Annotated in this window: 21 protein-coding genes and 4 pseudogenes; 10 read left to right on the top strand and 15 right to left on the bottom strand. The window is 69.0% G+C overall.

From position 1 onward, the window contains the following. Positions 1-270: 270 nt before the first annotated feature. The 6 genes from ACFC8N_RS45575 to ACFC8N_RS45600 all read right to left on the bottom strand — a co-directional run bounded on the left by ACFC8N_RS45575 (position 271) and on the right by ACFC8N_RS45600 (position 6433). Positions 271-1506, bottom strand: a complete 1236-nt coding sequence (locus tag ACFC8N_RS45575; RefSeq protein ID WP_376295601.1) for a serine hydrolase domain-containing protein — start codon at positions 1504-1506, stop codon at positions 271-273. Between the two features lie 151 nt (positions 1507-1657). Continuing rightward, positions 1658-2056, bottom strand: a complete 399-nt coding sequence (locus tag ACFC8N_RS45580) for a DUF1048 domain-containing protein (RefSeq protein WP_376295561.1) — start codon at positions 2054-2056, stop codon at positions 1658-1660. A gap of 2 nt (positions 2057-2058) precedes the next feature. After that, the gene (locus ACFC8N_RS45585) at positions 2059-2388 is read right to left on the bottom strand and encodes a PadR family transcriptional regulator (RefSeq protein ID WP_356039810.1); all 330 of its coding nucleotides are present in this window, start codon (positions 2386-2388) and stop codon (positions 2059-2061) included. A 754-nt stretch (positions 2389-3142) separates the two neighbouring features. Beyond that, the gene (locus ACFC8N_RS45590) at positions 3143-4033 is read right to left on the bottom strand and encodes a virginiamycin B lyase (RefSeq protein ID WP_376295563.1); all 891 of its coding nucleotides are present in this window, start codon (positions 4031-4033) and stop codon (positions 3143-3145) included. 14 nt (positions 4034-4047) lie between these two features. Continuing rightward, positions 4048-4704 (bottom strand): CatB-related O-acetyltransferase, encoded by a 657-nt coding sequence (locus ACFC8N_RS45595; RefSeq protein ID WP_356038190.1) that lies wholly within the window; start codon positions 4702-4704, stop codon positions 4048-4050. A 259-nt stretch (positions 4705-4963) separates the two neighbouring features. Then, on the bottom strand, positions 4964-6433 hold the full coding sequence (locus ACFC8N_RS45600) for an MFS transporter (protein ID WP_356038187.1): 1470 nt from the start codon (positions 6431-6433) through the stop codon (positions 4964-4966). A gap of 150 nt (positions 6434-6583) precedes the next feature. Here ACFC8N_RS45600 and ACFC8N_RS45605 point away from each other — a divergent pair, with 150 nt between their 5' ends. Next, complete coding sequence (locus tag ACFC8N_RS45605; RefSeq protein ID WP_362823128.1) at positions 6584-7150, top strand: TetR/AcrR family transcriptional regulator; 567 nt, start codon at positions 6584-6586, stop codon at positions 7148-7150. Between the two features lie 330 nt (positions 7151-7480). Here ACFC8N_RS45605 and ACFC8N_RS45610 read toward each other — a convergent pair whose 3' ends face one another. Continuing rightward, positions 7481-7903 carry a hypothetical protein gene (locus ACFC8N_RS45610; protein WP_362823130.1) on the bottom strand — a complete coding sequence of 141 codons (423 nt, stop codon included), beginning with the start codon at positions 7901-7903 and terminating at the stop codon, positions 7481-7483. Further along, entirely contained in the window at positions 7900-8169 is a 270-nt protein-coding gene (locus ACFC8N_RS45615) for a hypothetical protein (protein WP_362823132.1), read from the bottom strand. Before ACFC8N_RS45615 ends, ACFC8N_RS45610 begins: the two co-directional genes overlap by 4 nt. A 268-nt stretch (positions 8170-8437) precedes the next feature. Between ACFC8N_RS45615 and ACFC8N_RS45620 the strand changes: the two genes are divergently transcribed. Further along, entirely contained in the window at positions 8438-8965 is a 528-nt protein-coding gene (locus ACFC8N_RS45620; RefSeq protein WP_376295566.1) for an ArsR/SmtB family transcription factor, read from the top strand. Further along, the gene (locus tag ACFC8N_RS45625; protein WP_376295568.1) at positions 8962-10272 is read left to right on the top strand and encodes an MFS transporter; all 1311 of its coding nucleotides are present in this window, start codon (positions 8962-8964) and stop codon (positions 10270-10272) included. The genes ACFC8N_RS45620 and ACFC8N_RS45625 overlap by 4 nt, the downstream gene beginning before the upstream one ends. A gap of 366 nt (positions 10273-10638) precedes the next feature. Here the strand turns inward: ACFC8N_RS45625 and ACFC8N_RS45630 are convergent, their stop codons facing one another. Continuing rightward, positions 10639-11310 carry a TetR/AcrR family transcriptional regulator gene (locus ACFC8N_RS45630; RefSeq protein ID WP_362823138.1) on the bottom strand — a complete coding sequence of 224 codons (672 nt, stop codon included), beginning with the start codon at positions 11308-11310 and terminating at the stop codon, positions 10639-10641. Between the two features lie 108 nt (positions 11311-11418). Between ACFC8N_RS45630 and ACFC8N_RS45635 the strand changes: the two genes are divergently transcribed. Continuing rightward, positions 11419-12792 carry a serine hydrolase domain-containing protein gene (locus ACFC8N_RS45635; protein WP_376295569.1) on the top strand — a complete coding sequence of 458 codons (1374 nt, stop codon included), beginning with the start codon at positions 11419-11421 and terminating at the stop codon, positions 12790-12792. Positions 12793-13219: 427 nt separating this feature from the next. Here the strand turns inward: ACFC8N_RS45635 and ACFC8N_RS45640 are convergent, their stop codons facing one another. Together ACFC8N_RS45640 and ACFC8N_RS45645 are read right to left on the bottom strand one after the other, a co-directional pair. Further along, entirely contained in the window at positions 13220-14137 is a 918-nt protein-coding gene (locus tag ACFC8N_RS45640; protein ID WP_376295570.1) for an NADP-dependent oxidoreductase, read from the bottom strand. Positions 14138-14918: 781 nt separating this feature from the next. Continuing rightward, positions 14919-15620 carry a hypothetical protein gene (locus tag ACFC8N_RS45645; RefSeq protein ID WP_362823144.1) on the bottom strand — a complete coding sequence of 234 codons (702 nt, stop codon included), beginning with the start codon at positions 15618-15620 and terminating at the stop codon, positions 14919-14921. 37 nt (positions 15621-15657) lie between these two features. On the opposite strand from ACFC8N_RS45645, the gene ACFC8N_RS45650 reads away from it, so the two are divergent. The 3 genes and pseudogenes from ACFC8N_RS45650 to ACFC8N_RS45660 form a co-directional block, all read left to right on the top strand. Next, positions 15658-16167, top strand: a complete 510-nt coding sequence (locus ACFC8N_RS45650; RefSeq protein WP_376295571.1) for a CGNR zinc finger domain-containing protein — start codon at positions 15658-15660, stop codon at positions 16165-16167. Between the two features lie 74 nt (positions 16168-16241). Next, positions 16242-16967: pseudogene (locus ACFC8N_RS45655) on the top strand (ISAs1 family transposase); the annotation flags it as partial. Positions 16968-17152: 185 nt separating this feature from the next. Further along, positions 17153-17245: pseudogene (locus tag ACFC8N_RS45660) on the top strand (SDR family oxidoreductase); the annotation flags it as partial. Positions 17246-17415: 170 nt separating this feature from the next. Here the strand turns inward: ACFC8N_RS45660 and ACFC8N_RS45665 are convergent. Then, positions 17416-17715 (bottom strand): annotated as a pseudogene (locus tag ACFC8N_RS45665) (IS5/IS1182 family transposase); the annotation flags it as partial. A gap of 121 nt (positions 17716-17836) precedes the next feature. On the opposite strand from ACFC8N_RS45665, the pseudogene ACFC8N_RS45670 reads away from it, so the two are divergent. Further along, a pseudogene (locus ACFC8N_RS45670) lies at positions 17837-17983 on the top strand (ATP-binding protein); the annotation flags it as partial. Between the two features lie 14 nt (positions 17984-17997). Here ACFC8N_RS45670 and ACFC8N_RS45675 read toward each other — a convergent pair. Continuing rightward, a complete protein-coding gene (locus ACFC8N_RS45675; RefSeq protein ID WP_376295573.1) occupies positions 17998-18900 on the bottom strand; it encodes an NAD(P)-dependent oxidoreductase in 903 nt (300 codons plus the stop codon). A 59-nt stretch (positions 18901-18959) separates the two neighbouring features. Here ACFC8N_RS45675 and ACFC8N_RS45680 point away from each other — a divergent pair, with 59 nt between their 5' ends. Then, positions 18960-19334 carry a MerR family transcriptional regulator gene (locus ACFC8N_RS45680; protein ID WP_362823150.1) on the top strand — a complete coding sequence of 125 codons (375 nt, stop codon included), beginning with the start codon at positions 18960-18962 and terminating at the stop codon, positions 19332-19334. Between the two features lie 474 nt (positions 19335-19808). Next, a complete protein-coding gene (locus tag ACFC8N_RS45685; RefSeq protein WP_356039123.1) occupies positions 19809-19982 on the top strand; it encodes a hypothetical protein in 174 nt (57 codons plus the stop codon). 517 nt (positions 19983-20499) lie between these two features. Here ACFC8N_RS45685 and ACFC8N_RS45690 read toward each other — a convergent pair. Continuing rightward, entirely contained in the window at positions 20500-21543 is a 1044-nt protein-coding gene (locus tag ACFC8N_RS45690; protein ID WP_362823956.1) for an SGNH/GDSL hydrolase family protein, read from the bottom strand. A gap of 326 nt (positions 21544-21869) precedes the next feature. After that, positions 21870-22550 carry a hypothetical protein gene (locus ACFC8N_RS45695; RefSeq protein WP_376295574.1) on the bottom strand — a complete coding sequence of 227 codons (681 nt, stop codon included), beginning with the start codon at positions 22548-22550 and terminating at the stop codon, positions 21870-21872. Positions 22551-22588 lie beyond the last annotated feature (38 nt).

The raw sequence follows: 22588 nt of genomic DNA on the forward strand, positions 1-22588 counted from the left end.
CCGGATGACCGGGAAACCGTCATGTCCGGTTCGGCGGGAGGCCGCGCGGAACAGGACCTGCCCCGGCGGGCACCTCACCGCGCGGCCGACCCAACTGCGTGGATGATGCACGCGCGCCGGCAGGCCCGGGAATACGAACGGCTCGTCCAACACTCCGAGACGCTGATCACCTGGGCCGCCATCACCCTCATGACCAGGCGTCTGGCCCGGAAAGGTGCCGCCCCAGCTGGCCGAGGAATCCGGCGTCGGCCGATTCGGCCGGTAGCCGGGTCAGTCGTCGATTGCCTGGTAGAGGGTGGTCCAGAAGTCCTGCATGGCCCGTGCCGAGTCCGGGGTGGACATCCCGGTCTGGGTGAGCAGGATGCCGACGAGCTGGTGGTGCGGGTCGGCGTAGGTGGTGGTGCCGGCTCCGCCGTCCCAGCCGAACTGGCCGACGGGCGCGTAATCGCCCCGGTAGGTGCGCACCGTCATGCCGAAGCCCCAGCCGCCGGTCTGGCCCTGGCCGTGTGACAGGTGGACGACGCTGCGGGCCCAGGACTGCAGGGCGGATGTCTGCTCGGGTGTGAGGCGGTTGGTGGTCATCAGCTCGACGGCGGGCCGGGACAGGATCCGTTGGGTGCCGTGCATTCCGTGGTTGAGGAGCATCCGGAAGTAGGCGTGGTAGTCGTCGGCGGTGGAGTCCAGTCCGCCGCCGCCGGACTGGAACGCCGGAGGCTTGCTGTGGTGTCCCCCCTCGGCCTGGTCCTCCACGGTGAACTCTCCGGTCTGCGGGTCGGGGGCGTACAGGGGCGGCAGCCGGTCGATCTTGTCGGCGGGCACGTGGAAGCCGGTGTCCTTCATCCCCAGCGGATCGAAGATGCGCTCGCGCAGGAACGCCTCGAACGACTGGCCGGTGACCCTGGCCACCAGCACGCCGAGCACGTCGTCGCTGACGTTGTACAGCCACCGCTCTCCGGGCTGGTACATCAGCGGGAGCGTGCCCAGGCGGCGCATCCACTCATCCGGCTCCACCGCCGACAGCATCCATCCGTTCTCGCCGTAGACCCTCTGCTCGAAGTACGCGCTCATCATCGGGGAGCCCATCGCCGTCGTGTCCAGCCCGAGCCCGCAGGTGGAGGTGAGCAGGTCCCGCACGGTGATCGGACGCCGCGCCGGCACGGTGTCGTCCAGCGGGCCGTCGGGCCGCTTGAGCACCCGCCGGTCGGCCAGTTCCGGCAGCCACCGGTCTACCGGGTCGTCAAGTCGCAGCCGGCACTCGTCCAGCAGCACCATCGTCGCGGCGACCGCGACCGGCTTGGTCGTCGAGGCCATCCGGAAGATGGTGTCCCGGCGCATCGGCGCGCCGCCGTCATGGCGCATCGTCCCGATCGCCTCGACATGGGTCTGACCGCCCCGGCCGACCAGGGCGACGAGCCCGGGGATCTTCTTGGACTCGACATGCGCTTGCAGTACCTCGCGCAGCCGTCGCAGCCCTGCTTCGGACAAGCCGCTGTCGGCGTTTCCCATCATGGATCTCCTTGCACGCAGTGGTCGGTCCCGACGGCGCCGCGGGCATGCGGCGCGAGGCGGCCGGCCGGGCATGACCCCGCGGCCGCGTGGTGCACAAAGGCGATGAAAGTGGTGCTCGGCCCCTGGGGGGCGATGTGCTGAGGCGCGATCAGACCGTCTTGTCTTCTGTTCCGGTCTCGTTGCCGGCGGCGCGCTCGGCGCGCTCGATGTCGTCGGTCAGCTGTTTCCGCGCGCGGGCGGGGACATAGCCGCCCTCCGAGTAGTTCTCGGCGAACGCGTTGACGAACTCCACCGGGTCCTCCCCGACGATCTCGCGGATCGGCGTTCCGTCCGCCGCGGCCTGCTCGAACAGGTCGGCGAGGTCTTCGAACATCGACGCGTTGCTGTCTTCGTCGGTCGGCACGAAGTGCATCAGGTACCGCTCGATCGCCTCGACCGCCGTGCGGTGGTTCTCGGGAAGCTCCTTGACGCGCGCCTTGTACGCCCGCCAGCGCTTCTTGGGCCCGATCACCTTCGAGAGGAAACCGCTCTTTTCGACATCGGACATGGTCACCTGCCCCCTTCGCGGAGCTGTTCCAGTCGTTCCGTGAGGAAGCTCCACGTCCTCCAGAACTCTTCGAGGTACTCCCGCCCCTCTTCGTTGAGGGAGTGCACCTTGCGAGGCGGCCCCTTCTCGGAGGGCACCTTCTGCACGTCGACGAGGCCGCGCTTCTCCATCCTGAGGAGCAGCGCGTAGACGGTCCCTTCGGCGATGTCGGAGAAACCCTGCTCCCGCAGCCGTACCGTGATCTCGTAGCCGTAGGCGGGCCGGCCGGCCAGGGACGCGAGGATGATGCCCTCCAGCGTGCCCTTGAGCATCTCCGTCTCCAGCTTGGTCACGGAACACCTCCCCCTTGCGCTAGTCAGCGCTGTTGAGTACCGGTACACAGTAACGCTGACTACCGGTACTTAGCAAGACCGAATAGCGGAGGTGCAGGCCGGCACCACACGTGCCCAGTCCAGCAGCATCACCGACGAGACCCCGAGCCGGCCGCGCTGCCCGCGCAGGCCGACACACACCCGCACGAGCGGCATGCGCGGCGGCAGTCGGACGCGGACACCGACCAGCTCCTGGGGCATGTGGATCTGCGTGGCCTGCCGGAGGTCGTGGCCGCGCGGCGGCGGTGGGTACGGGTGTCGCGGCGTGCGGGACGGGCTGGTGCGGAGGCGGAGCGGGTGGTCGGCCCGGCGTATGCGGTGATGCGCCGTGATGGGACCAGGGACCGCATACAGCCGCTTTAGGGGGATGGTTCCCAGCCTGTCTGCCGAACGGGCGCCAGCCTCGCGTGTGCGGCGCGAGGCGTTGTGGACGTGCCGGCAGACGAGGAGCCGGGGCAGCGATGGAGGTAGCGCGGCCGAGCTACTTCGGGTCGTACTCGAAGATGACGCGCCGAACGCCGTGGATGTAGACGTGCTCAACGGTCCGGCGGTAGCGGCCGGACTCACCAGAGACCGTGTTCTCCAGCCACACATACTTCACGTCATCCTCGCACGGTTCCGCGGGAGTCCACCCGTCAGCGGGGCCGCCCCGGAAATGGACTCCTCTCGGGCCGCCGTGCGGGCGACTACTGCTGACGGTGTGAGGGGGGGTGGTTCAGGCGGTGCTGTCCGGCAGGGCGATACGGGCGAGTGAGCCGATCTCCAGTGCGGTCCACAGAGCGCCGTCGGGGCCGACGGTGATGCCGTGCGGTTCGGAGTCGGGGGTGGGCAGGTCGTGGACGGTGACGGAGCCGTCGGGGGTGATCGTTCCGACGCGGTTGCCTCCCCATTCGGTGAACCACGCTTTGCCCTGTCCGCCGACGGTGACGGCGTGTGGTCGGGCGGCGCGGTTGGGCAACGGGAACTCGGTGATGTGCCCGTCGGGAGTGATCCGGCCGATCTGACCGGCGGCGATCTCGACGAACCAGAGTGCTCCGTCGTGGCCTGCGGCGATCCCGACGGGCGCCGCCGCCTCGGTCGGCAGGGGGTGGAGGGAGACCGCACCGTCCATGCCGATCCGCCCGATGGCGTTGGCCTGGTTGAGGGTGAACCACATGCTTCCGTCGCCGCCGGCGGTGATCGCCGAGGGGAACGCGCCGGTGACGGGCAGCGGAAACTGGGTGAGGTGGCCTTCGACGGTGATGCGGCCGATGCGGTCGGCGGCGGTCTCAGTGAACCACAGCGCGCCGTCGGGTCCCGCCGCGATGCCGAACGGCCCGCAGCCGGAGCCGGGCACGTCGAACTCGTCGATCACGCCGTCGGTGGTGATCCGCCCGATCCGGTCCGCCCGGTATTCGGTGAACCACAGCGCGCCGTCGGGGCCAGGTGTGATGACGGTCGGTCCGCTGTCGGGGTCGAGTCGGTGGCTGGTGGGCTCCTCGCCGGGGACGAGGCGGCCGATCCGGCCGCTGTGGACGAGGGTGAACCACAGGGCACCGTCCGGTCCCGTGGTGAGGGCGTAGGGTCCGGCCGCGTCGTCGGCCACTGTGTGCTCTTCGATGGACATCTGGGGTACGTGGTTCAAAGGGGCTTCCCCAAACCGTGCTCGGCGGCGATGCGTTCGATGTCGGCCGGGGTTCCGGCCATGATGGTGCGGGCGTGTTCGGTGACCAGGTCGGCGGGCCAGTCCCACCACGCTGCGCGCTGCAGCCGCTCGGTGTCGGCGTCGGTGAAGCGTTGCCGGATCGGTTTGGCTGGGTTGCCGCCGACGATCGTGTAGGGCGGGACGTCGGCGGTGACCACGGCGCCGGCCGCGATGATGGCGCCGTCGCCGATCCGTACGCCGGGCATGACGGTCGCCCGGTACCCGAACCAGACGTCGTTGCCGACGGCCGTGTCGCCGCGGCTGGGCATGGCGGTGACGATGTCCAGCGTCTGCTCGGCCCACCGGCCGCCGAACATGGTGAACGGGTACGTCGAGACGCCCATCGTCGGGTGCTCGGCACCGGCCATCAGGAAGGTGGTTCCCGAGGCGATCGCGCAGTACTTGCCGATGGTGAGGCGCTCAGGCCCGTAGGCGTAGAGGACGTTACGGTGCTCGAAGTCCGTGGGCCCATCCGGGTCGTCGTAGTAGGTGTACTCGCCCACGGTGATGTTCGGTGAGGTGACCAGGGGTTTGAGGAACACCACGCGGTCGTGGGCGGGCAGCGGGTGCACGGTGGTCGGGTCAGGGGACAAGGTCGGGGTCCTTTACGTGGTTACGGGATGCCGCACGGCCCTGGTGGAGGCGTCGCCGGGCCGGGGCCGCAACATGGCTCGGTGGGGTTTGAGGTGTTCTCGGGGCTGGGCGGGGTGACCCACTCGATGGACTGGACGATCACGCCGCTGGGGTCGGTGACCTGGAAACAGCGTTCGTTCAGGGGTGCTCGGCAGCGGCATGGTGATGTGGACGCCCTCGGCGTGCAGCCGCTTCTCCCGGCCATGGCCGTTGTTGTTGTCAATGGCTGTTCACGGATGCTTCGTTCGAGGTGGTGACAGCATCTGGATCGGTGGAGTGTTGCGTCACCACAGCGCCTTTCGCGGGCTTGGACCTCGCCAGCCACAGGCCGGTGAACACGGCGGTGGCCAGGGTGACGGCGCCGGCCGCGAGGAAGGCGCTGTTGAGACCGGCCTCGAAGGAGGCGCCGCCCGACTGTTGGGTGCGGACGATCGCTCCCAGCAGCGCCACTCCGAGTACCGCGCCGATCTGCCGGGTGGTGCTGCTGATACCTGAGGCCAGGCCGCCCTCCTGCGGGCTGACCGCCTGGATGGCGGCCCCGGTCAGGGGGGACATGGTCAGGGCGAAGCCGGTGCCGACGAGCGCCATTCGCCACCACACGTTCCCGTAGCCGGTCTCGGCGTGCACTGTGCCGAGCGCCAGCAGTCCCAGGCCGGCCAGGGCCAGGCCGGTGGTGGCCACGATGCGGAAGCCGTACCGGGCGGCGAGCCGGCCCGCGTACGGGCTGACGACCACCATGGCGAGGGACAGCGGCAGGGTCTGCAGGCCGGCCCGCAGAATCGAGCTGCCCTGGACGCGCACGAAGAACTGGGAGAAGAAGAACGACGAGCCCATGAGCGCGAACCCCACCACGACCATGGCAGTGTTGGACACGGTGAACAGGCGCTGACGGAACAGCCGCAGCGGCAGCATCGGTTCGGAACGACGGGCTTCGACGGTGACGAAGGCGGCGAGGAGGATCACAGCGGCGGTGAAGCTGCCCAGGATCACCGGTGAGGTCCAGCCGCGGACGCTACCCTCGATCAGCCCGTAGGTCAGCATCCCCACTGCCAGAATGGACAGCACCGTGCCCGGGATGTCGATCGCGGCGGCGCTTGGGTTGCGGGACTCGTCGAGGTGGCGCAGGCCGACCAGCAGGAGGACGACGCCGATGGGCAGATTGACCAGGAAGATGGCGGGCCAGCCGAAGGCTTCTGTGAGCACGCCGCCGGCCACGGGACCTGCGGCCAGGCCGATTCCGCTGAGTCCGGCCCACATCCCGATCGCCTTGATGCGTTCTTGCGGCACGGGGTAGGCGGCGGCCAGCAGGGCGAGCGAGGCGGGGCTCAGTGCCGCGGCCCCGATGCCCTGGAGGACCCGGCCGACGATCAGCCAGCCGAGCGAGGGCGCGAGCGCGCATACCAGGGACGCGGCCGTGAACACCGCCACGCCGGTCAGGTACACCCGCTTGCGGCCGAACCGGTCGGCGAAGATGCCGCCGGACATCAGCAGCATGGCGACCAGCAGTACGTACGCGTCCACGATCCATTGCAGACCGGTCAGTTGAGTGTGCAGGCGGTGCTGCATATCGGGCAGCGCCGCTCCGACGATCGTGTTGTCGAGCAGGACCATGAACTGGCCCAGGCAAGTCACCGTGAGCAGCACGGCCCGGTTTGATCGACTGCCTACGGTCGCATGTGATGCAGCCACGGGGTCCCCCTCAATCGATAGTTGCGCCCGGCCGCGGTCATCGCGGGTGGCGATACAGCCGAATGCTCTAAAGCAGCCATTGGCTGCGTTAGGTGACTATAGAGAGGGTCGCCCTTAAACGCAAGCAGTGACTGCGTTAAAGTGGGGCGTATGAACGAGCGACAGCGAACCCGGCGGCCCGGCGGGCGCAGCGCCCGCGTCGGCGCGCAGGTGCACCAGGCCGTCACCGACCTGATCAGCGAGCGCGGCTACGGCAACTTCACCGTCGGCGAGGTCGCAGCCCGCGCCGGCGTGGCCGACAGCAGCATCTACCGCCGGTGGGGCAGCCTGGAAACCCTGCTCACCGACGTGGCGCTCACCCGCCTCAACGCGCAGTCGCCGATGCCCGACACCGGGAGCCTCGACGGCGACCTGCGTACCTACGCGGCCCAAGTGGCCCGCGAGATCACCGGACCCGACGGCCTGCTGTTGGTGCGCCTGGCCGTCGCCCTGTCGACCATCGGTCAGCAGGGCCTCCAGGCTCGTGACGACCTGCGCGACGAACGCACCCGGCAACTGCAGTCCATGCTCGACCGTTCCCGCGAACGCGGCGAGCACGCACCCGACGCGTTCGACGTCCTGGACCACATCCTGGCCCCGATGTACATCCGCGTCCTGTTCGGCATGGTCCCGCTCACCCCCGACTACATCGACGGGCTGGTCGACCGATTGCTGTGACCTCAACCCGGTTCCCGCGATCAGCCCTCGCATGCCGTGCCAGAGCTCCGCGAGGTGCCCGCCGACACGCGCCGGGCCAGCTCAGGCATCCGGCCCTGGGTCGCTCACGCGGCCTCGCTGAATCCGTCTCGGCGGCCCGTCGCCGCGGATCAGAGTGAAGTCGACGTCCAAGTGTGGCGCGCAGGCGTCGGGTTCGTCGGCGGCCATCCGAACTCCGAGATCATCCCATGCGGATTTCTGGCGTACCTGGGCTGTTCCCCGGGTAGCGGCGCGGGACGGCTCAACTCTCGTAGTGCCGGACCGTGCTCCACCGCGCGGGGTGCCAGCAGCTCAGTGGCCCCGGTCCGGGTGCGGCTGGGTCGGCAGGGCCCGGACCGGAGGATTGGGCTGGGACAGCACGTGGAGGAGCTGTCGGTTGTACGTGGTCAGTTGGTTGACGACGCGGACGAGATGCTCGACGGCCGTCCGCAGCTGGGCGAGTTCAGTAGCGTCCTTGGCGCGGAGCTCCTTCAGTCTGCCGATCTGCTGACGCAGGCGGATCTCAGAGTCCGGCGTCTGTCCGCTCGCCCTCACTTGTGCGTAGAAGTAGTTCTTGAGGTCCAGGTGGCGCTGGGTGAGCGCGTTGCGCGGTACGCCGGCTTCCTGGGCCAGGGCGACGATCGTCAGCGCGCCGTTGGAGTGCTGCGCGGTTCCCTGCAGGATGCGGTCCATGGCCGCGCGGATATGGTCGCGTTCGTCGCGTGCGGGGCTCATGCGGTGCCGTCCTGGAGGGTGGTGCGGGTGCGGTGGTGGGCGTTGGCGAGGTCGCGCAGCCGGGTGGCGTTGTCGCGCAGTCGCTCGCCCGGCGGGCCGGGGACGTGACCAGCCTGCTGGTCAAGCGCGGTGGCGCGGCGACGGAGGCCGGCGGCGTGCTGATCGGTGCGGGCGATGTTCGCGCAGGCGGGGACGCACTGGTTGAGGCTGAGGGTGCCCTTGAGGCCGCGGTGACACAGGGCCTTGTCGCGCTTGTAGACGCACATCAGCAGCGTGTGGGGATTGTCGTAGACGGCCAGGCGGGGGGGTTGGCGAGGATCTGACGGCTCTGCCGGGAGGCGATGACGGTGCCGGTGCACTGGGGTGCGGTGGTGGCGGCCCGATCTCCACGCCCCATGGACATGCCGACGACTCGAACCCTAGGCAGTCACATGATCCGCCGGACAGGACCTAACCATCCCTCTCCCCCTCCCTGCACAACCCGATGGTCAAGGACTCTTGACGGATGGTCAAGAGTCCTTGACCATAGATCTCGTGACCACTTCTGATGACCCTGGACATGCGGCCGACCGCGTCCACATCGAGAGCGATGAGCAACTCCGTGCCATCGCCAGCCATATGCGGCACCGCATCCTGCGCGTCCTGCGGGACGCCCCGGCGACCATCACCCAGGTCGCCGAACGGCTCGGGATCGCCAAGGGCAGCTCGAACCACCACATCAAGGTGCTGGCGAAGGCCGGTCTGGTGCACGTCGTCGAGACTCGGAAGATCGGCGGGGTCACCGAGCAGTACTACGCGATGACCGGCAAGACCATCGAGTTGCCGGAGACCGGGGCCGGGCAGCACGAGGTGCTGATGCGGCACGCGTTGACGGACATCGAGTCGGCGCCGCCAAGTGACCAGAAGAGCGTGTTCCTGAAGCACGCACGGCTCAGCCCGCAGGCATGGGACCAGTTCAACGAACGGCTCACGGCGTTGCTGACCGAGCTGAACGAGCTCTCCGATCCGACCCAACCCGCCGCCGACCTGTTCGTGGCGTTTTACCGACCGAAGGACGTGTGATCAGCTTGGCGAGCCGCATGCCTCAGCGCTTCTATCGAATATGGACTGCTTCGGCGGTGTCCGCTCTCGGTGACGGGATCTACTTCGCAGCCTTGCCGTTGTTGGCACTGACCCTTACTCACAATCCGATCCTGCTGGGCACGATGGAGGCCTGCGCTCTGCTGCCCTGGCTCTGCTTCGGCATGGTCGGCGGCGCGCTGGTCGACCGCTGGGACCGCCGGCGGACGATGGTCGTCGCCGATCTGTTCCGGTTCTCGCTGCTGGTGCTGGTGACCGTGCTGGTGACATCCGGCACGGCGGACATCTATCTGCTTTTCGCGGCAGCCTTCCTCCTGGGCACCGGACAGGTCTTCTTCGACACGGCGTCCACCGCCTTCATGCCGGAGGTGTTGCAGGACCGGGATCTGGCCACGTTGCAACGGGCCAACTCCCGGCTCCTGGGTGCGCAGCAGACGTTCGAGGGGTTCGTCGGGCCGCCGGCCGGATCGCTGCTGTTCGGGCTGGGGCGGGCGGTGCCGGTACTGGCCGAAGCCATGTCGTTCCTCGTCAGTTCCCTGATGATCTGGTCACTACCCAAGGCGCCGGCGAAACCGGCCAAGCCGCGCGGGTCGTTGCTGCGCGAGGCGCGCGAAGGCGCGGCGTATCTGTTCGGCAACCGGTTGCTGGTGGGGCTGGCGCTGCGCCCGGCGGTGGGGAACTTCGCCTTCCTCGGGGCCAGCGCGGTACTGGTGCTGTTCCTCAAGGACACCCTGCACCTGGGGACCACCGCCTACGGCGTCTACCTGACCGCCAACGCGATCGGCGCGCTGATCGGCACATCGATCGGGACGCGGCTGGCCGCGCGGCTCGGCACCGGCACCGCGCTGACGATCACCGCGGGAGTGGAGGCGGCGGCGCTGCTAGGGATCGGCCTCGCGCCGAACGCCTGGGTGGCCGGGGCGGCCGAGCTGACGCTGGGCATGGCCATGGGCGTCACGATGAGCCTGGCCCCGGCCGTCCGGCAGGCGATCGTGCCGGACGAGCTGATGGGCCGGGTCGGCGCCACCGCCCGACTGATCGCGTTGTGCGCCGGACCGCTCGGCGCGTTGTTCGGCGGCTGGCTCGCGCACGTCGCGGGGCTGCGCGCACCGTTCATCATGGGAGCCGGGATCCTGGCGTCGATGACGATCGTCGCGGCCCGGATGACCAACAACACGCAGATCGAGGTGGGCCTGGCGGAGGCCAAGGCACGGAGGGAGCGGGAAGAACGGGCTCAAGAGCAAGCTGCGAAAGCAGCAGCCTCGGAACCCAGCCTCGCACCGGCCTGACAAGCAACCCGAGCGGCGGCGGCTCAGCCGTCGTACAGCGGCCACCTGCCACGCGAACGCGACGCACGCGGCGTGCCAGCAGTATCTCGAACAGCACCGCCAGAAACAGCGCCACCGTGAAGTCACCGCCCCTGGCCAGCATCCGCTCCGACCAGACCCGGCACCACCACGAAATCGAGGTGACAACCGTATGCGCTACGAAACTCGGGACAGCTCACTTGAGGTCGGACCCAGGGCTTTGCCACCGAGGGCCCAAGCTGTCCTGGGTTCAGCTGTCCTGGGTTCAGCTGTTCTGGTCTTCTTTCATCGGCAGCCCGGCGATGATCCCGTTTGGCGCGTCCGGCAGGGACTGGGCGGCACAGGTCGCTATCTGCCGGTGGCAAGTCGGCTTGCGAAGCCGTCGAGGATGGCTCGCAGGCCGAATTCGAAGCTGCTGTCGGGTGCGGCGGCGTAGTCGGTGGTGCCGACCCGCTCGCGCAGGCGGGGGAACTCCATGGCGATCTCGGTGCTCCGGGCGATGGTGTCGGCAAGCTGCTGCTCGGGGTTCTCGCCGCTGCGGCTCAGCCGCCGGGTGAGCGAGACCTGTGCGGCGGGCCCGAGGGCACTGCCGAGCACGAAGACGAACACGGTGGCGGCGGCCCGGTCCGCCTCGGCGCCGGCGAATCCGGCCTGCTCGTAGACGGCGAGGCTGTAGTCGTCCAGGCGGGCCTTGCCGCGGCCGTACAGCAGGTGGCTGCCGAAGGCCTGGCCGAGCCATGGGTGCCGGGTGAGCATCGCGTGCATGCCGGTGGCCATGGCGGTGGCGGCCTCCCGCCACCCGGTGGTGCCGGGTTCGGGCACCTCGACCTCCGCCCAGACCGCGTCTGCGGCCAGGCGGACCAGCTCGTCCTTGGTCTTGATGTGCCAGTAGATGGCCGTGGCGGCCGAGCCGAGCCGTGTCCCCAGGCTGCGCATGTTGAGGCCGTCGAGGCCCTCCTCGTCCAGCAGCTCGATCGCGGCGCGGACGATCTGGTCGGCGGTCATGGTCTGTCGTGGCATGGCGCCAGCTTAGTTGAACTTAGTGCAGGAAGCCCTCTTGTGTTCAGTTCACCCGGTCGCATACGGTCTTCCTGTACTTAGTTCAAGTGCCTGCAGGGGGAATCAACCATGCCGCAGAAGCAGCTGTCCGGGTTCGTCACGGCGACGGCCGAGAAGCTCGGCATCCCGGGTGTCGCCGTCGGAGTGCTGGTGGACGGTCAGGAGATCTTCGCGTCCCACGGCGTGACCAGCATCGACCACCCGCTGCCGGTGGACGAGCGCACGCTGTTCCACCTCGGCTCGGTCACCAAGACCTTCACGGCGACCGCGCTGATGCGCCTGGCCGCACAGGGCAGGGTCGACCTCGACGCGCCGGTGCGCCGGTACGTGCCCGAGCTCAGGCTCGTCGACGAGCGGGCGGCCGAGCGGATCACCGTGCTGAACCTGCTCAACCACACCGCCGGACTGGACTGGAACCTGATCGACCCCGGCGACGAGGACGGCACACTGGCCGGCTTCGTCGCAAAGCTCGCCGAGCTCCCGCTCATCGCCCCGCCCGGAGCCCGGGCCTCGTACAGCCAGGCCGGCTACAACCTGGTCGGGCGGATCATCGAGAACGTCACCGGCCAGAGCTACGAACAGGCTGTCGCCTCGATGCTGCTGGAGCCGATCGGGCTGTCGAACACCTTCTTCGACCTGGACGAGGTGATGGTCCGCAAGTTCGCCGTGGGCTACAACCGCGACGAGGACGGGACCCTGCGGGCCGCCCGGCCGTGGAAGTCGTACCGGGCCGGTGCGCGCGGCAACAACCCCGGCGGCGGCATCGTCTCCTCAGTGAGCGACCTGCTGGCCTGGGCCCGCTTCCAGCTCGGCAGCGGGGCCGGTGTGCTGCCCGCCGGGACGCTGCACGGGATGCGGGAGCGGACGGTCGAGCTGCGCGGCAGCTCGCTCGGCGATGGCTTCGGCATCGGCTGGTTCCTGCGCGAGGTGGACGGCGTCCGCACGATCGGCCACGGCGGCTCGGGCAACGGCCAGTTCGCCGACCTGGTCATCGTGCCCGAGCGGAACTTCGCCGTGGTCGCCCTTGCCGCAGGCCCGGACGGCTACGTCCTGACGCAGGCCGTCGCCCGCTGGGCCCTCGAACACTGCCTGGGGCTCGTCGAGCGCGACCCGGAGCCGATCGCCCACGACGAGCAGCGGGCACGGGAGGTGGCCGGCCGCTACGAAAGCGACGTCATGAACCTCGACATCCTTAACGACGGCACCCGACTCACCCTGGCCGTCGGGATCAAGCCGGAGATCCGCGCCGCCTCGGACATCGACATGCCGGCCGACTACCCCGCCGCGACCATGGGTTTCCTCCCGGGTGACGGCGACGAGTACCTCATCACAGAGGGCGGGCTGAAGGGCCAGCGTGGCTTCTTTACCCGCGACTCCGCCGGCACCGTACTCGGCGTCGACCTCGGCGGCCGCCTCTTCGGCCGAGCCGTGGATGCCTCCTGAGCACACGGAGAAGCCCCGCAGCGCTCTCGCGGCGACCTCCAGATCGATCGCCGTCGGCTGCCCGCCGGTAGCCGTGTCGGCGAGTCTTCGTGCGTACCGGCCATGTACCCGCCCCGAGGAAGTACCGCAGTCGGGGCACTTGGCCGTCGGTGTCGTGCACCTGGCGCTGATGCGTACTGCGCTGCCGACCCGGACCAACTGATCGATGACCACGGCGGACAGGGACGGGAACAGGACTTTCAGCAGGCCAGAAGCATGATCCCCCACCGGGGAGGGCTACCCCAAGATCAACGGCTTCACGGAAAGTGCCGAAGAGCCTTGCAATTCCCCGCTGGCGGCCACTTGCTGGGAGTCAACTGGCCGCCATCGGTGACGCTGCGTTAATGTTCCGGGACGCCTGCTCGACGGTCGCCTCGGGCAGCCGCGGCTAGGGCCGGAGCACGATCTTGCCGTGCGTGTGCTGCTGTTCCAGCTCGCGGAAGGCGTCTCGCACCTGTTCCAGCGGGTAGGTGCGGGCGATCAGCACCTCCAGCTGTCCGCGCGCGGCAAGCCGGGCCAGCTCGCCGAGCACGACCGCACACGCCGCCGCACCTTCTCCGTAGGTCCGCGCGCCGATCGTGGCCGCGGCCTGCCAGTCGCGGATCGTGTTGATTCGCTCCGGCCGCACGCCCAGCTCCACTGCCAGTGCCACGTAGCCGTCGCCGAAGGTGTCGATGAACGCGTCGACCCTGCCGCCGGACGCCTGACGGATCCGCTCGGCCACACCCGGCCCGTACTCGACCGGGAGAACACCGCGATCCTTCAACCAGGCGTGGTTCCGCTCGCTCGCCAGCCCGATCACCGTGGCACCGCGCCGCCGCGCGAGCTGCACGGCAAGCGACCCGACACCGCCCGCCGCACCGGAGACGACGACCGTGTCGTCCGGGCCGGGGTCCACCGCGAACACGGTGGCATAGGCGGTCGTGCCGGCCACGTACAGCGCCCCGGCCACCTCCCACGCCAACCCCGCCGGACGGGAGACCAGATTCACGTCGTCGACCACGACGAACTGCGCATGGCTGGCCCGCCTGTGGGTGAAGCCCAATACCTCATCGCCCACCGCGAAGCCCCGGACGTGCGGGCCGGCCTCCACCACGACGCCGGCCAGATCGCTACCCTGCCCGGAGGGAAACGCCGCCGGCCAGCGTTCGTGCAGCGCGCCCGTGCGGATGTGCGCCTCGCCGGGCTGGATCCCGGTCGCACGGACCTCAACCAGCACCTGCCCAGGACCGGGCACCGGCCGCTCCACCTCCTCCACCCGCAGAACATCGATCCCGCCGTACTCATGAAACCGCACCGCCCGCATCGCGTGATCACCGCACTTCCTCGTCCGGACAAGGCTTGGCCAGCCGCGCGCCAGAGGGCCGACGCCGACCCGTGTCACCGCATTCAAAGATCAAGCACGGATCCGTATTCCCAAGAGCACTACCGACGGCGATGCCGTCCGCGCCCAGGACCCCCTGTGGCCTGATTCGCCCTGTGCAACTCGGGCCCCAGGACATCGACGGAGAGTGACAGCGGAGGTGGCCGTACGTGGGGAATTCTCACTGGCCGCCCGCACTCGGGCCCGCAGGTCCGGTCCTTCAGCCTGCTCGGCCCGGGTCACCCGCGCCTTGCGGGGCCGGTCGTCGTCCACCTGCTGCCCCACAAGGTGTGGCATCCCGCCCGGGCAGCCGGACCACAGCTCCCGGGCGTCCGGCCTGCCCCAGACACCCCAGACTGCCCCGGCCCTGTCCGGCCAGTGCCTTCGCCGGGCCGACGGCATCACGAGCATCATCAAGGGATTCCCGAATCCTGATTCCGCAGCTCGGAAACCTGGAATGAGCCGGGCCGAGCCAGTATGAACCGCCTTGCGCGGCCAGGGCTTCGGCGTAGTCGGCTGGCGTCCGGTTCCTGATGGTCTGTCGAGCAGTGATGGCGGTAGAGGTTTTCCCCGCGAGGGTGCTGGGTGATGCCCCAGAGAGACTGGGGATACCCCAGTCGATTGATGATCAGCCAGGGGGCTGAGGGCGGGGCCGATGCGCTGCCCCAGACCCTACGAGCAGACATCGAGCCCATTGGTCGGACGCCTGACTCGGACGACGCCATCACAGCGCGCGCAGCAACCAGGTCAGTCCGAGTTCGCGGGCAGTAAGTCCGGCCGCCTCGCGGAGTTGGTCGGCTTCGGTTCCTGGTGGCAGTTCGCCGGCGAGGGTGATGGCCGCCGCAGCCGTCTGAGGACGGGCTCCCAGGGATGCGCGCAGGTGGTAGGACCTGCGCAGGTGGTCGACGCCCTGTTCATGGTCCTGTTCCAGGAGGTGGCCGCCGATGTGGCGTTCGGCGTAGGACTCCAGCAAGGCGTCCCCTTGCTCCCGGGCGTGTTCCAGACCGTCCCGGTAGGCCAGGCCGGCCGCGTGCGGGTCGTCGTCGATGTTGTCGGCGAGCACGCCGAGCCAGAAGGTGGCCCAACCCGCCAGTCGGCGCTCGGATCTGGCCTGGGTGAAACCCTCCCGGGCGCGGTGGAGGTCGTCGTCGAGCGGGCTGAGGCCGAACAGCAGCCGGGTGTACCGGATCTGGGCGCCGAGGTACCCGGCGAGCACCGGCTGGGCGAGGGCGAGTGCGTCGACGGCCTCCTCGGCTGCGTCGGCGCCGCTCAGGCGCCACCAGAAGCTGTCCACCAGGATCTCGGCACGCTCGGCCCCGGCGTGCGACGGCAAGACGGCGAGTGCCAGGTCCCAGTGGCCCACGCGGTGCAGCATTCGCGCGGTGGCGGCCGGACCGTCCATCATGTAGGTGGCATCAGTAATCATGATGCCTACTCTTCAGCTCCGAGAGGTAGGTGGTCAAGTGCGTTACGTCGACTACATCGGGAACCTGACCCGCATCGCGGTCGAGATCGTCAACGGTGATGACCCAAGCGAGCTGCGACGGGAGATGTTCCGACAGCACCGGATCGCCGAGCCCGACACCACACATCTCGCCCAGTTGCTCCCGGCGCTGCGCGCCGCCGTGGAGGCCGCCTCCCAGGCTGGGCCGATCGGCCCCGTCAACGCCCTGCTCGAACAGCACCCGCCCCTGATCCGCGTCGACGACCACGACGGCGAAGGATCACCACACCTGCACTTCGCCCCCAACGCCGCAGACGCCGTCAGCTGGCTCGGCCGCAGCTGCGCCGCAGCCCTCGCCCACGTCGTATGCGGCGACCCGGCCGTGACCATCGGCCGCTGCCACGCCACCGGCTGCACACGTTTCTACGTCGACGACTCCCGCAACCGCACCCGGCGGTTCTGCTCCAACGCCTGCGCCAGCCGGACCACCGTCGCGGCCTACCGCGCCCGCCACAGGGCAACAAGTTGACTCCCCTGAGCGGAAGTCCGACGGATCAGCAGCAGGTGGCCCCCGAAGCCTGAACGGACACGGCTTCCAAGATCATGGAGTTCCTACGCCCCCGTGACCTGTCTGGAAGACCGTGCCCGCCGCCGCATCATCGCCGACCCTGTCCGCTCTTGACCAACTGTGCGAGCAGTTCGAAGCCGAACCCGGGAAGGTCCCGGAGTTACTGGCAACGACTCGCGGAAGTGCCGGACCCGCATGATCCGCGCGGCGTGCGGCACGCCTTGGCGGCCGTGCTCGCGCTGACCGCGTGCGCGGTCCTGGCCGGAGCGACCTCATTGCTGGCAGTGAGCGAGTGGATCGCCGACGCCCCTGCCCACGTGCTCGAACAGCTCGGCCTGCTACCGGATCCGCTGTCGCCGCGCCCTCTGGTGCCCTCCGAGTCAGCGGTACGCCGACTTCTGGCCCGGCTCGACGGCGACGCGTTGGACCAGGCCGTTGGCCGCTGGCTCGCCGACCGCCGCCTGGAGCCGGCGCACGATTCTGACCTGCGCGGGCTCTCGGTGGACGGCAAAGCCGTGCGGGGCGCGACCAGGACCAGGGGCCGAAAGATCCATCTTCTCGCCGCAGTGGAGCACACCAGCGGCCTGGTCCTGGCTCAGCTGGACGTCGGTGAGAAGACGAACGAGATCACATGCTTCCAGCCGCTACTCGACACGGTCGCCGACCTCCCTGGAACCGTGGTCACCAGCGACGCGCTGCATACCCAGCACGAGCACTCCGCATACCTTGTGGATCACCACGCCCACTACATCGCGATCGTCAAGGGCAACCAGAAGAAGTTGCGCAAGCAGCTCACGTCCCTCCCCTGGAAGGAGATCCCCCTCCAGGCGCACCCGCGACCAGGGCCAGGGCCGCTCCGAGATCCGCCGGATCAAGGTCGCCACGGTGAACAACCTGCTCTTCCCCGACGCCCGGCAGGCCATGCAGATCAAGCGCCGCCGCAGGCCTCGCCGAGGCCGCCCTCTTCCTGGCTTCGGACGCCTCATCGTTCGTCACCGGCGCCGAACTCTTCGCCGACGGCGGCTACACCCGGGCCTGAACGACGGCCGGTGGTGCGCATCCGGTTCCCTCGAAGCGATGGGTGCACTCCCGGCCGCGTGTGTGCGTCGTACGAGGCCCAGCGCACCCATAAGCAATCTCGTTGAGGAGAGTGGACGGCACGCGGACATCGTGAGGGAACTGCTCGACGGGGCGAAAGGGTACTACTGGCTAGGTCTCTCCGGCGAGTTGCGACCGGAGCCAAAGTCGGATCGAGGCAACAGTGACGGTGCCGTAGAAGACGTAGGCGCGTCTGTCGAACCTCGTCGCCACAGCCCGGAAGCTGTTGAGGGCATTGATCGTCCGCTCCACCTCGCTCCTGCGTTTGTAGATCGTCCTGTCGAAGCCGGCAGGCCGACCGCCCCTGCTGCCTTTGTGCTGTCGCTTGGCCCGCTGGTTCTTCGGTTCGGGGATCGTCTGCTTGATCTGGCGTCGCCGCAGGTAGCGGCGGTTGCGACGGGATGAGTAAGCCTAATAGGCACTGTGGATTGGCAGTTGTCAGTCCTGGCAGGGGCCGGGCGAGACGTCTGGACGGTATGCAGCGCCTGGGAGTGCTTCGCCAAGAGGGACGCATGCACGGCCAGCCCCAGATGGATGGACCAAGACGTTCACAGATCCCCGGCTCTGCACCGCCATCGTCGACCGGCTCACCTTCAACGGCACGATCATCGGAACCGGCACCGACTCCTACCGCCTCGCACAGACCCGGGCCAAGGTCGCGCAATCTGCCACCAGCTGAAGGAGGTCAGGAATTCACACTCGGCCGGCCTTGCGAAGGACGGTCGTCAGACGGGCCAGTCCCTCTGGCCCGTAGCCGTCCGCGACGGCCTGGTCGATGATGCTTTTCGCCGCTGTAAGCATCCCCACATCGATTCCGTGGCTGGTGGCGGTGCTGATGATGTGGGCAATCCCGGACGCTGCGGAAGCGATCGTGGACCGGTCTCCCGGATAGTGGCCAGTCTGGATCTGCTGGGCGAAACGCGTGATCATCTCCGGGAGGAGTCCACCGATACCGGCGGCGAAGGCGGCAAACCGTTCTGGCTCGATTCCCTCGGCGGACGCGAGAGCGAAGGCGTGCACGATGCCGTTGACCGAGGTGGCAAAGATGTCCAGGAGCGCAACCTCGTAGGCGGATGCCTGGCCGGGATCGTCGCCGAGATGCATCGTCGTGCCGCCCACGGCGGCCATCGTCTCCTGAACGGCCTCGTAGACGTCGCGGGAGCCGCTGAGGAGGACGGCGGCGGCTGGAGTGCCTATCGTCGGGGTCGGCGTCAGGATGGCGCCGTCGAGGTAGTCGATCCCGCGTGAAGAGGCCCACCGTGACATCTGGCGAGCCTGTGCCGGTTCTCCGCTGGTGAGGTTGATCAGCCGTCGGTTTTCCCAGTCCGCCGGCGAGTGTTCGAGCGTGGCCCGCACCGCGGCGTAGTCGATGAGACAGACAATGATCACTTGTCCGGCCTGCACCGCGTCCTGGACCGAGCCGGCGACTACGGCACCCCGGTCGGGGAGGTCTCCGGCCTTTCCCGGCGTGCGGTTCCACACCGTTACCGGGTGGCGGGCATTGAGGAAAGCCGAGGCCAGGGCGCGGCCCATCGGGCCAAGACCGAGGACGGTCACGGATGTCAGTCGAGAGTTGTCATCAGAGGTTGCGATCATGCACAGAACGCTAAACCTTCACATTGACGTCAAGGTCAAGCACTGCTGGACTCTCCCTCATGAGGATCGGTGAACTCTCACGACGCACCAGCGTGAGCCAGCGCTCACTGCGCTACTACGAAGAGCAAGGACTACTCACCCCGACGCGCCTGCCGAACGGATACCGCGACTACGACGAACGCACCGTCACCACCGTGCGGCGTATCCAGATCCTGCTCTCCGCAGGTCTCGGCACATCCGCCGTCGCAGAGATCCTTCCCTGCGCCGTCGATGACACCGTCGTCCTGGCCGGGAAATGCCCAGAACTCATCGACGGCCTGGCGAAAGAGCGTCGCCGGATCAACACAGCGATCGACGACCTGATCGCCGCTCGCGACATCCTCGACTCTCTCATCGGACGCCCGCTTCGCCCCCAGGCCGCCCCATCGCGCTGAAGACGATGATCGGGACCGGGACACAGCGTTGCTGAAACTCGCCGACATTTCTGCGGCCGAGCACCCTCAACCGTTCCCGGAACTCACCAGCACGCGTTGCCGCTTGTCGTCGACACAATCAACGAACACCCCGCCAGCACAAGGCAGGACAGCACCACCAGCGGGACAGCGCGACGACCCAACGAACTCATGACGGCCCCTCACAGACGAACAGCAGCTGAGCGAATGCTCCCCCACCCGTGCACCCGACTACTCCCCGGGGGCCGGGCGCGCAGGCGCGCGGGCCTTCATGCGGTCGAGCTCCCAGGGCCACAGTGCCGCGACGCGCTGTCGCCTGCTCCGGGATGCATGCCAGTCCTGTCCGCCACCAACTGCCGCCCCATGGCTTCCGGTTGGATCCGGTTGGCGGAACCGTTTCGTCCGCCCCACCCATTGCGCACACTGGAGCCCTCGCCACCACAGAACGGGATAATCATGAAGCGTTCGACGCTGTTCCGGCGCATGGTCGCCGCAGTCGCGCTGGCCGGGTTCGCGGTCGCCGGGCTCGCGTTCACGCACGTCCACGGACCGGGCGACATGACCGGCGGCCTGGCCCAGCCTGCCGCAGCGCAGCACGTCCACGGACCGGGCGACTTCACCGGCGGCTGACCGCTGCAACGCACAAGGCCCCGCCGCCCGACCCGGGCAGCCGGGCTCGCGACGCGGAGGAACCGGCGAAGCCGCACCGCTGCCATCCGGCAGACGATCAAGACTGCCAACTCCCGCCCACGACCAGCGCGAGCACCCCGACCGCACGTCACACCATCCCCTCTGACCAGCACGTTCGAAGATGGCGAAGGCTCAGTGGTGCGCATCGAGTGGCTTCAACGCGGTGGAACGGCCCGGTTGAGGGCAGCGTGCGCTTCTCCTTGACACGGGTCGTGGACTCTGTTGGCCAATTGGGGGCCTACGGGGCTGCCCATACTTCGCCGCCGGTGAGGGCGGCGAAGTCGGCGTGGGCCTGTCCGGCGGCTTCCGGGTACATCTCGCGCTAGGTGTGCTCGGCGGGCTCTGGCAAGTGCCGGTCTCCGGAAGACGCCGGTCTTTTTGTTGGCGGGTCAGCTGGCCCCGGGCCGCGTTTCCGTGCGGGTGCCGTGGTTCTGGTGGCGGGGTTCGGGCTGGTTGGTCAGCGTTCGAGGAGGGCGATGCGGATGGCTCGTTCGACGTGGGCGGCGGTGTTGGCGTGTCCTGCGGCGTTGGGGTGGACCAGGGTGGCGCGCTTGCCGACGAGAGTGCAGTTCAGCAGCGTGCCGGGGACCTTGGCGGGCCAATAGTCCGCGGCGTTGCCGCAGATTCCCTCGACCCACTTGGTGTCAGCGGGCTGGCAGGCGTCGTGGCCCACGCTGGAGGAGTAGACGTCGACGTAGCGGTCGCCGAAGAACGACGTGACCCGCTGGATCGTGTTGTTCAGCGGCTTGAGGACGTCGTCACGGAGCCAGTCGATGTCGGCGTGGGTGATCGAGCCGAGCTCGGTGAGGGACGCGCGGTTGCAGTCACTGCCCTTGTCCGGCAGGACGGCCGGGTATCCGACCGTGATCACCTTGGCGTTGGGCGCGGCCTGGTGCACCTGGGCCAGCATCTCGATGTACTCGTCCTGGACCCGGGCGAGCTTGTCCTGGATGCTCTCCTCCCCCTCGGGGGGATTGGTGTAGTAGTCGCGGCAGGACTTGCCGCTCGTGCCCTGTTCGAGGCACTTGAGGAGCATGCCGCCGAAAGGCAGGCTGTTGCCGCCGACGCCGATGGTGACGACGTCGGTCTGGTCGTTGAGGCCGGCCCGCTTGATCTGCGGGTCCACTGCGGGCCAGCCGGCGGCGGGGGGCTGGACCGGGCTGATCGGCGTCTGCTTGTCCTTGGCGATGTTGGCGATCGTGGCGTTGCCGCAGCTGACGTTGGTCAGGTGGACGGGCTTGCCCGGCGGGAACTCGTCGAGCTCCCGCTCGACATCGCCGGGGTAGGCGTCGGTGGTGCGGTCGCAGCCGTCCCGCGATGTATCACCCAGTGCGGGTTGCGGGTCCCCGACGAAGACGCCGGCGGTGTACGAGTCGCCCAGCGCGGCCCACTCGTACCGATCAGCCGCACCAGCGGAGCCCGAGGGCACAAGCGCGGACGCCGCCAGCGCGAGCCCCACGGCCAGTGCTCGCGCGCGCAGGCGGGAGACGGGGTGTCGCATGGATCTTCCAGGACGTGCCAGCAAGGCTGTCGAGGCGAGGGCTGCCAGTCGGCCCATAGACATCGGACGCATCCACAGTCTCCGTTCACTCGTAGTAGCCAAGTGGCTACGCGTTGAAGGTAGTTGGGGGCATGCGACCGACCGGCGAGCGCGCCGGGTAAACCACCCAGGCGTATTGCGCTGAGGTTCTGGCCACGGCGAATGCGCCGGTGGCCAACCCATGACACCGAAGAGAGGTGCCACAGACAGCTGATGGCATCGGACCGCGCCAGGGGGGCCTGGGGGTGCCGACGGACAGCCTGACCTTGTTCCGCATGCGGAGCCACTCAGTGGCCCGTCTCCCGGCCGCGGTACGGTCCGGGCTCCTGCGGACGGTGTGCCTGCTGGTCGTCCTGGCGCCCCGGGTGCGCTCCATCGGCATCGTCCTGTTCGGCGTAGCGGGCCATGGTGGCGCGGACCCGGTCGGCCGCCGCGGTGAAAGCGTCCCTGAGGTGGCGGAGCCGCTTGGCCGTGAGATCGAGGGCTTCCACGTCGGTACGGGACTCCCGCAGAGCCCGCAGCGCCGTCTCGACCGCCTCCTGCCGGCCGGCCTCCGGCTCCTGGTCGCCGCGCCCGGGGGCGGCGGCCGGGGGCGCGAGCAGCTGCTCGGGCATCGCCGCCTGCTGGTGCGCGACGACGTCGTACCTCCGGCCCCGCACGCCAGCGATGGTGGTGCGCAGCTGCTCCCGCACCACCGCGCCGGCGAGAACAGCCCGGTCGTAGCTCAGCGGGAGGCGGGGGATCTCCCACTCCCCCGCCGTCTGGTCCGGGGTCCGGGGCGCAGCCGGCGCGCTGGGATCGGCCGGGGGCTGCCGGTCCGGGTCGTGCGCGGGGGTCGGTGGGCGGCGCCGGGCAGGAAGGTCGGACAACGCCCACCGTGCGGTGTAGAGGCGGTAGCCGGACTCCAGGCCACGCACGGTCTTCGGCTCGCTGACATCCAGGCAGTGGGTGAAGAGAGCGGCGGCCACGATCTGGACGTCCAGGCCGGGGTCGCGGCGTCGGCCGC

Source organism: Streptomyces sp. NPDC055966, from assembly GCF_042269865.1.
Lineage (GTDB): Bacteria > Actinomycetota > Actinomycetes > Streptomycetales > Streptomycetaceae > Streptomyces.

Excerpts from the sequence above, each read along its gene's own strand:
- ACFC8N_RS45575 (WP_376295601.1), bottom strand. The coding sequence starts at position 1,506 with ATGGGAAACGCCGACAGCGGCTTGTCCGAAGCAGGGCTGCGACGGCTG.
- ACFC8N_RS45580 (WP_376295561.1), bottom strand. The coding sequence starts at position 2,056 with ATGTCCGATGTCGAAAAGAGCGGTTTCCTCTCGAAGGTGATCGGGCCC.
- ACFC8N_RS45590 (WP_376295563.1), bottom strand. The coding sequence starts at position 4,033 with ATGTCCATCGAAGAGCACACAGTGGCCGACGACGCGGCCGGACCCTAC.
- ACFC8N_RS45605 (WP_362823128.1), top strand. The coding sequence starts at position 6,584 with ATGAACGAGCGACAGCGAACCCGGCGGCCCGGCGGGCGCAGCGCCCGC.
- ACFC8N_RS45610 (WP_362823130.1), bottom strand. The coding sequence starts at position 7,903 with ATGAGCCCCGCACGCGACGAACGCGACCATATCCGCGCGGCCATGGAC.
- ACFC8N_RS45615 (WP_362823132.1), bottom strand. The coding sequence starts at position 8,169 with ATGTGCGTCTACAAGCGCGACAAGGCCCTGTGTCACCGCGGCCTCAAG.
- ACFC8N_RS45630 (WP_362823138.1), bottom strand. The coding sequence starts at position 11,310 with ATGCCACGACAGACCATGACCGCCGACCAGATCGTCCGCGCCGCGATC.
- ACFC8N_RS45635 (WP_376295569.1), top strand. The coding sequence starts at position 11,419 with ATGCCGCAGAAGCAGCTGTCCGGGTTCGTCACGGCGACGGCCGAGAAG.
- ACFC8N_RS45640 (WP_376295570.1), bottom strand. The coding sequence starts at position 14,137 with ATGCGGGCGGTGCGGTTTCATGAGTACGGCGGGATCGATGTTCTGCGG.
- ACFC8N_RS45645 (WP_362823144.1), bottom strand. The coding sequence starts at position 15,620 with ATGATTACTGATGCCACCTACATGATGGACGGTCCGGCCGCCACCGCG.
- ACFC8N_RS45675 (WP_376295573.1), bottom strand. The coding sequence starts at position 18,900 with ATGATCGCAACCTCTGATGACAACTCTCGACTGACATCCGTGACCGTC.
- ACFC8N_RS45680 (WP_362823150.1), top strand. The coding sequence starts at position 18,960 with ATGAGGATCGGTGAACTCTCACGACGCACCAGCGTGAGCCAGCGCTCA.
- ACFC8N_RS45685 (WP_356039123.1), top strand. The coding sequence starts at position 19,809 with ATGAAGCGTTCGACGCTGTTCCGGCGCATGGTCGCCGCAGTCGCGCTG.
- ACFC8N_RS45690 (WP_362823956.1), bottom strand. The coding sequence starts at position 21,543 with ATGCGACACCCCGTCTCCCGCCTGCGCGCGCGAGCACTGGCCGTGGGG.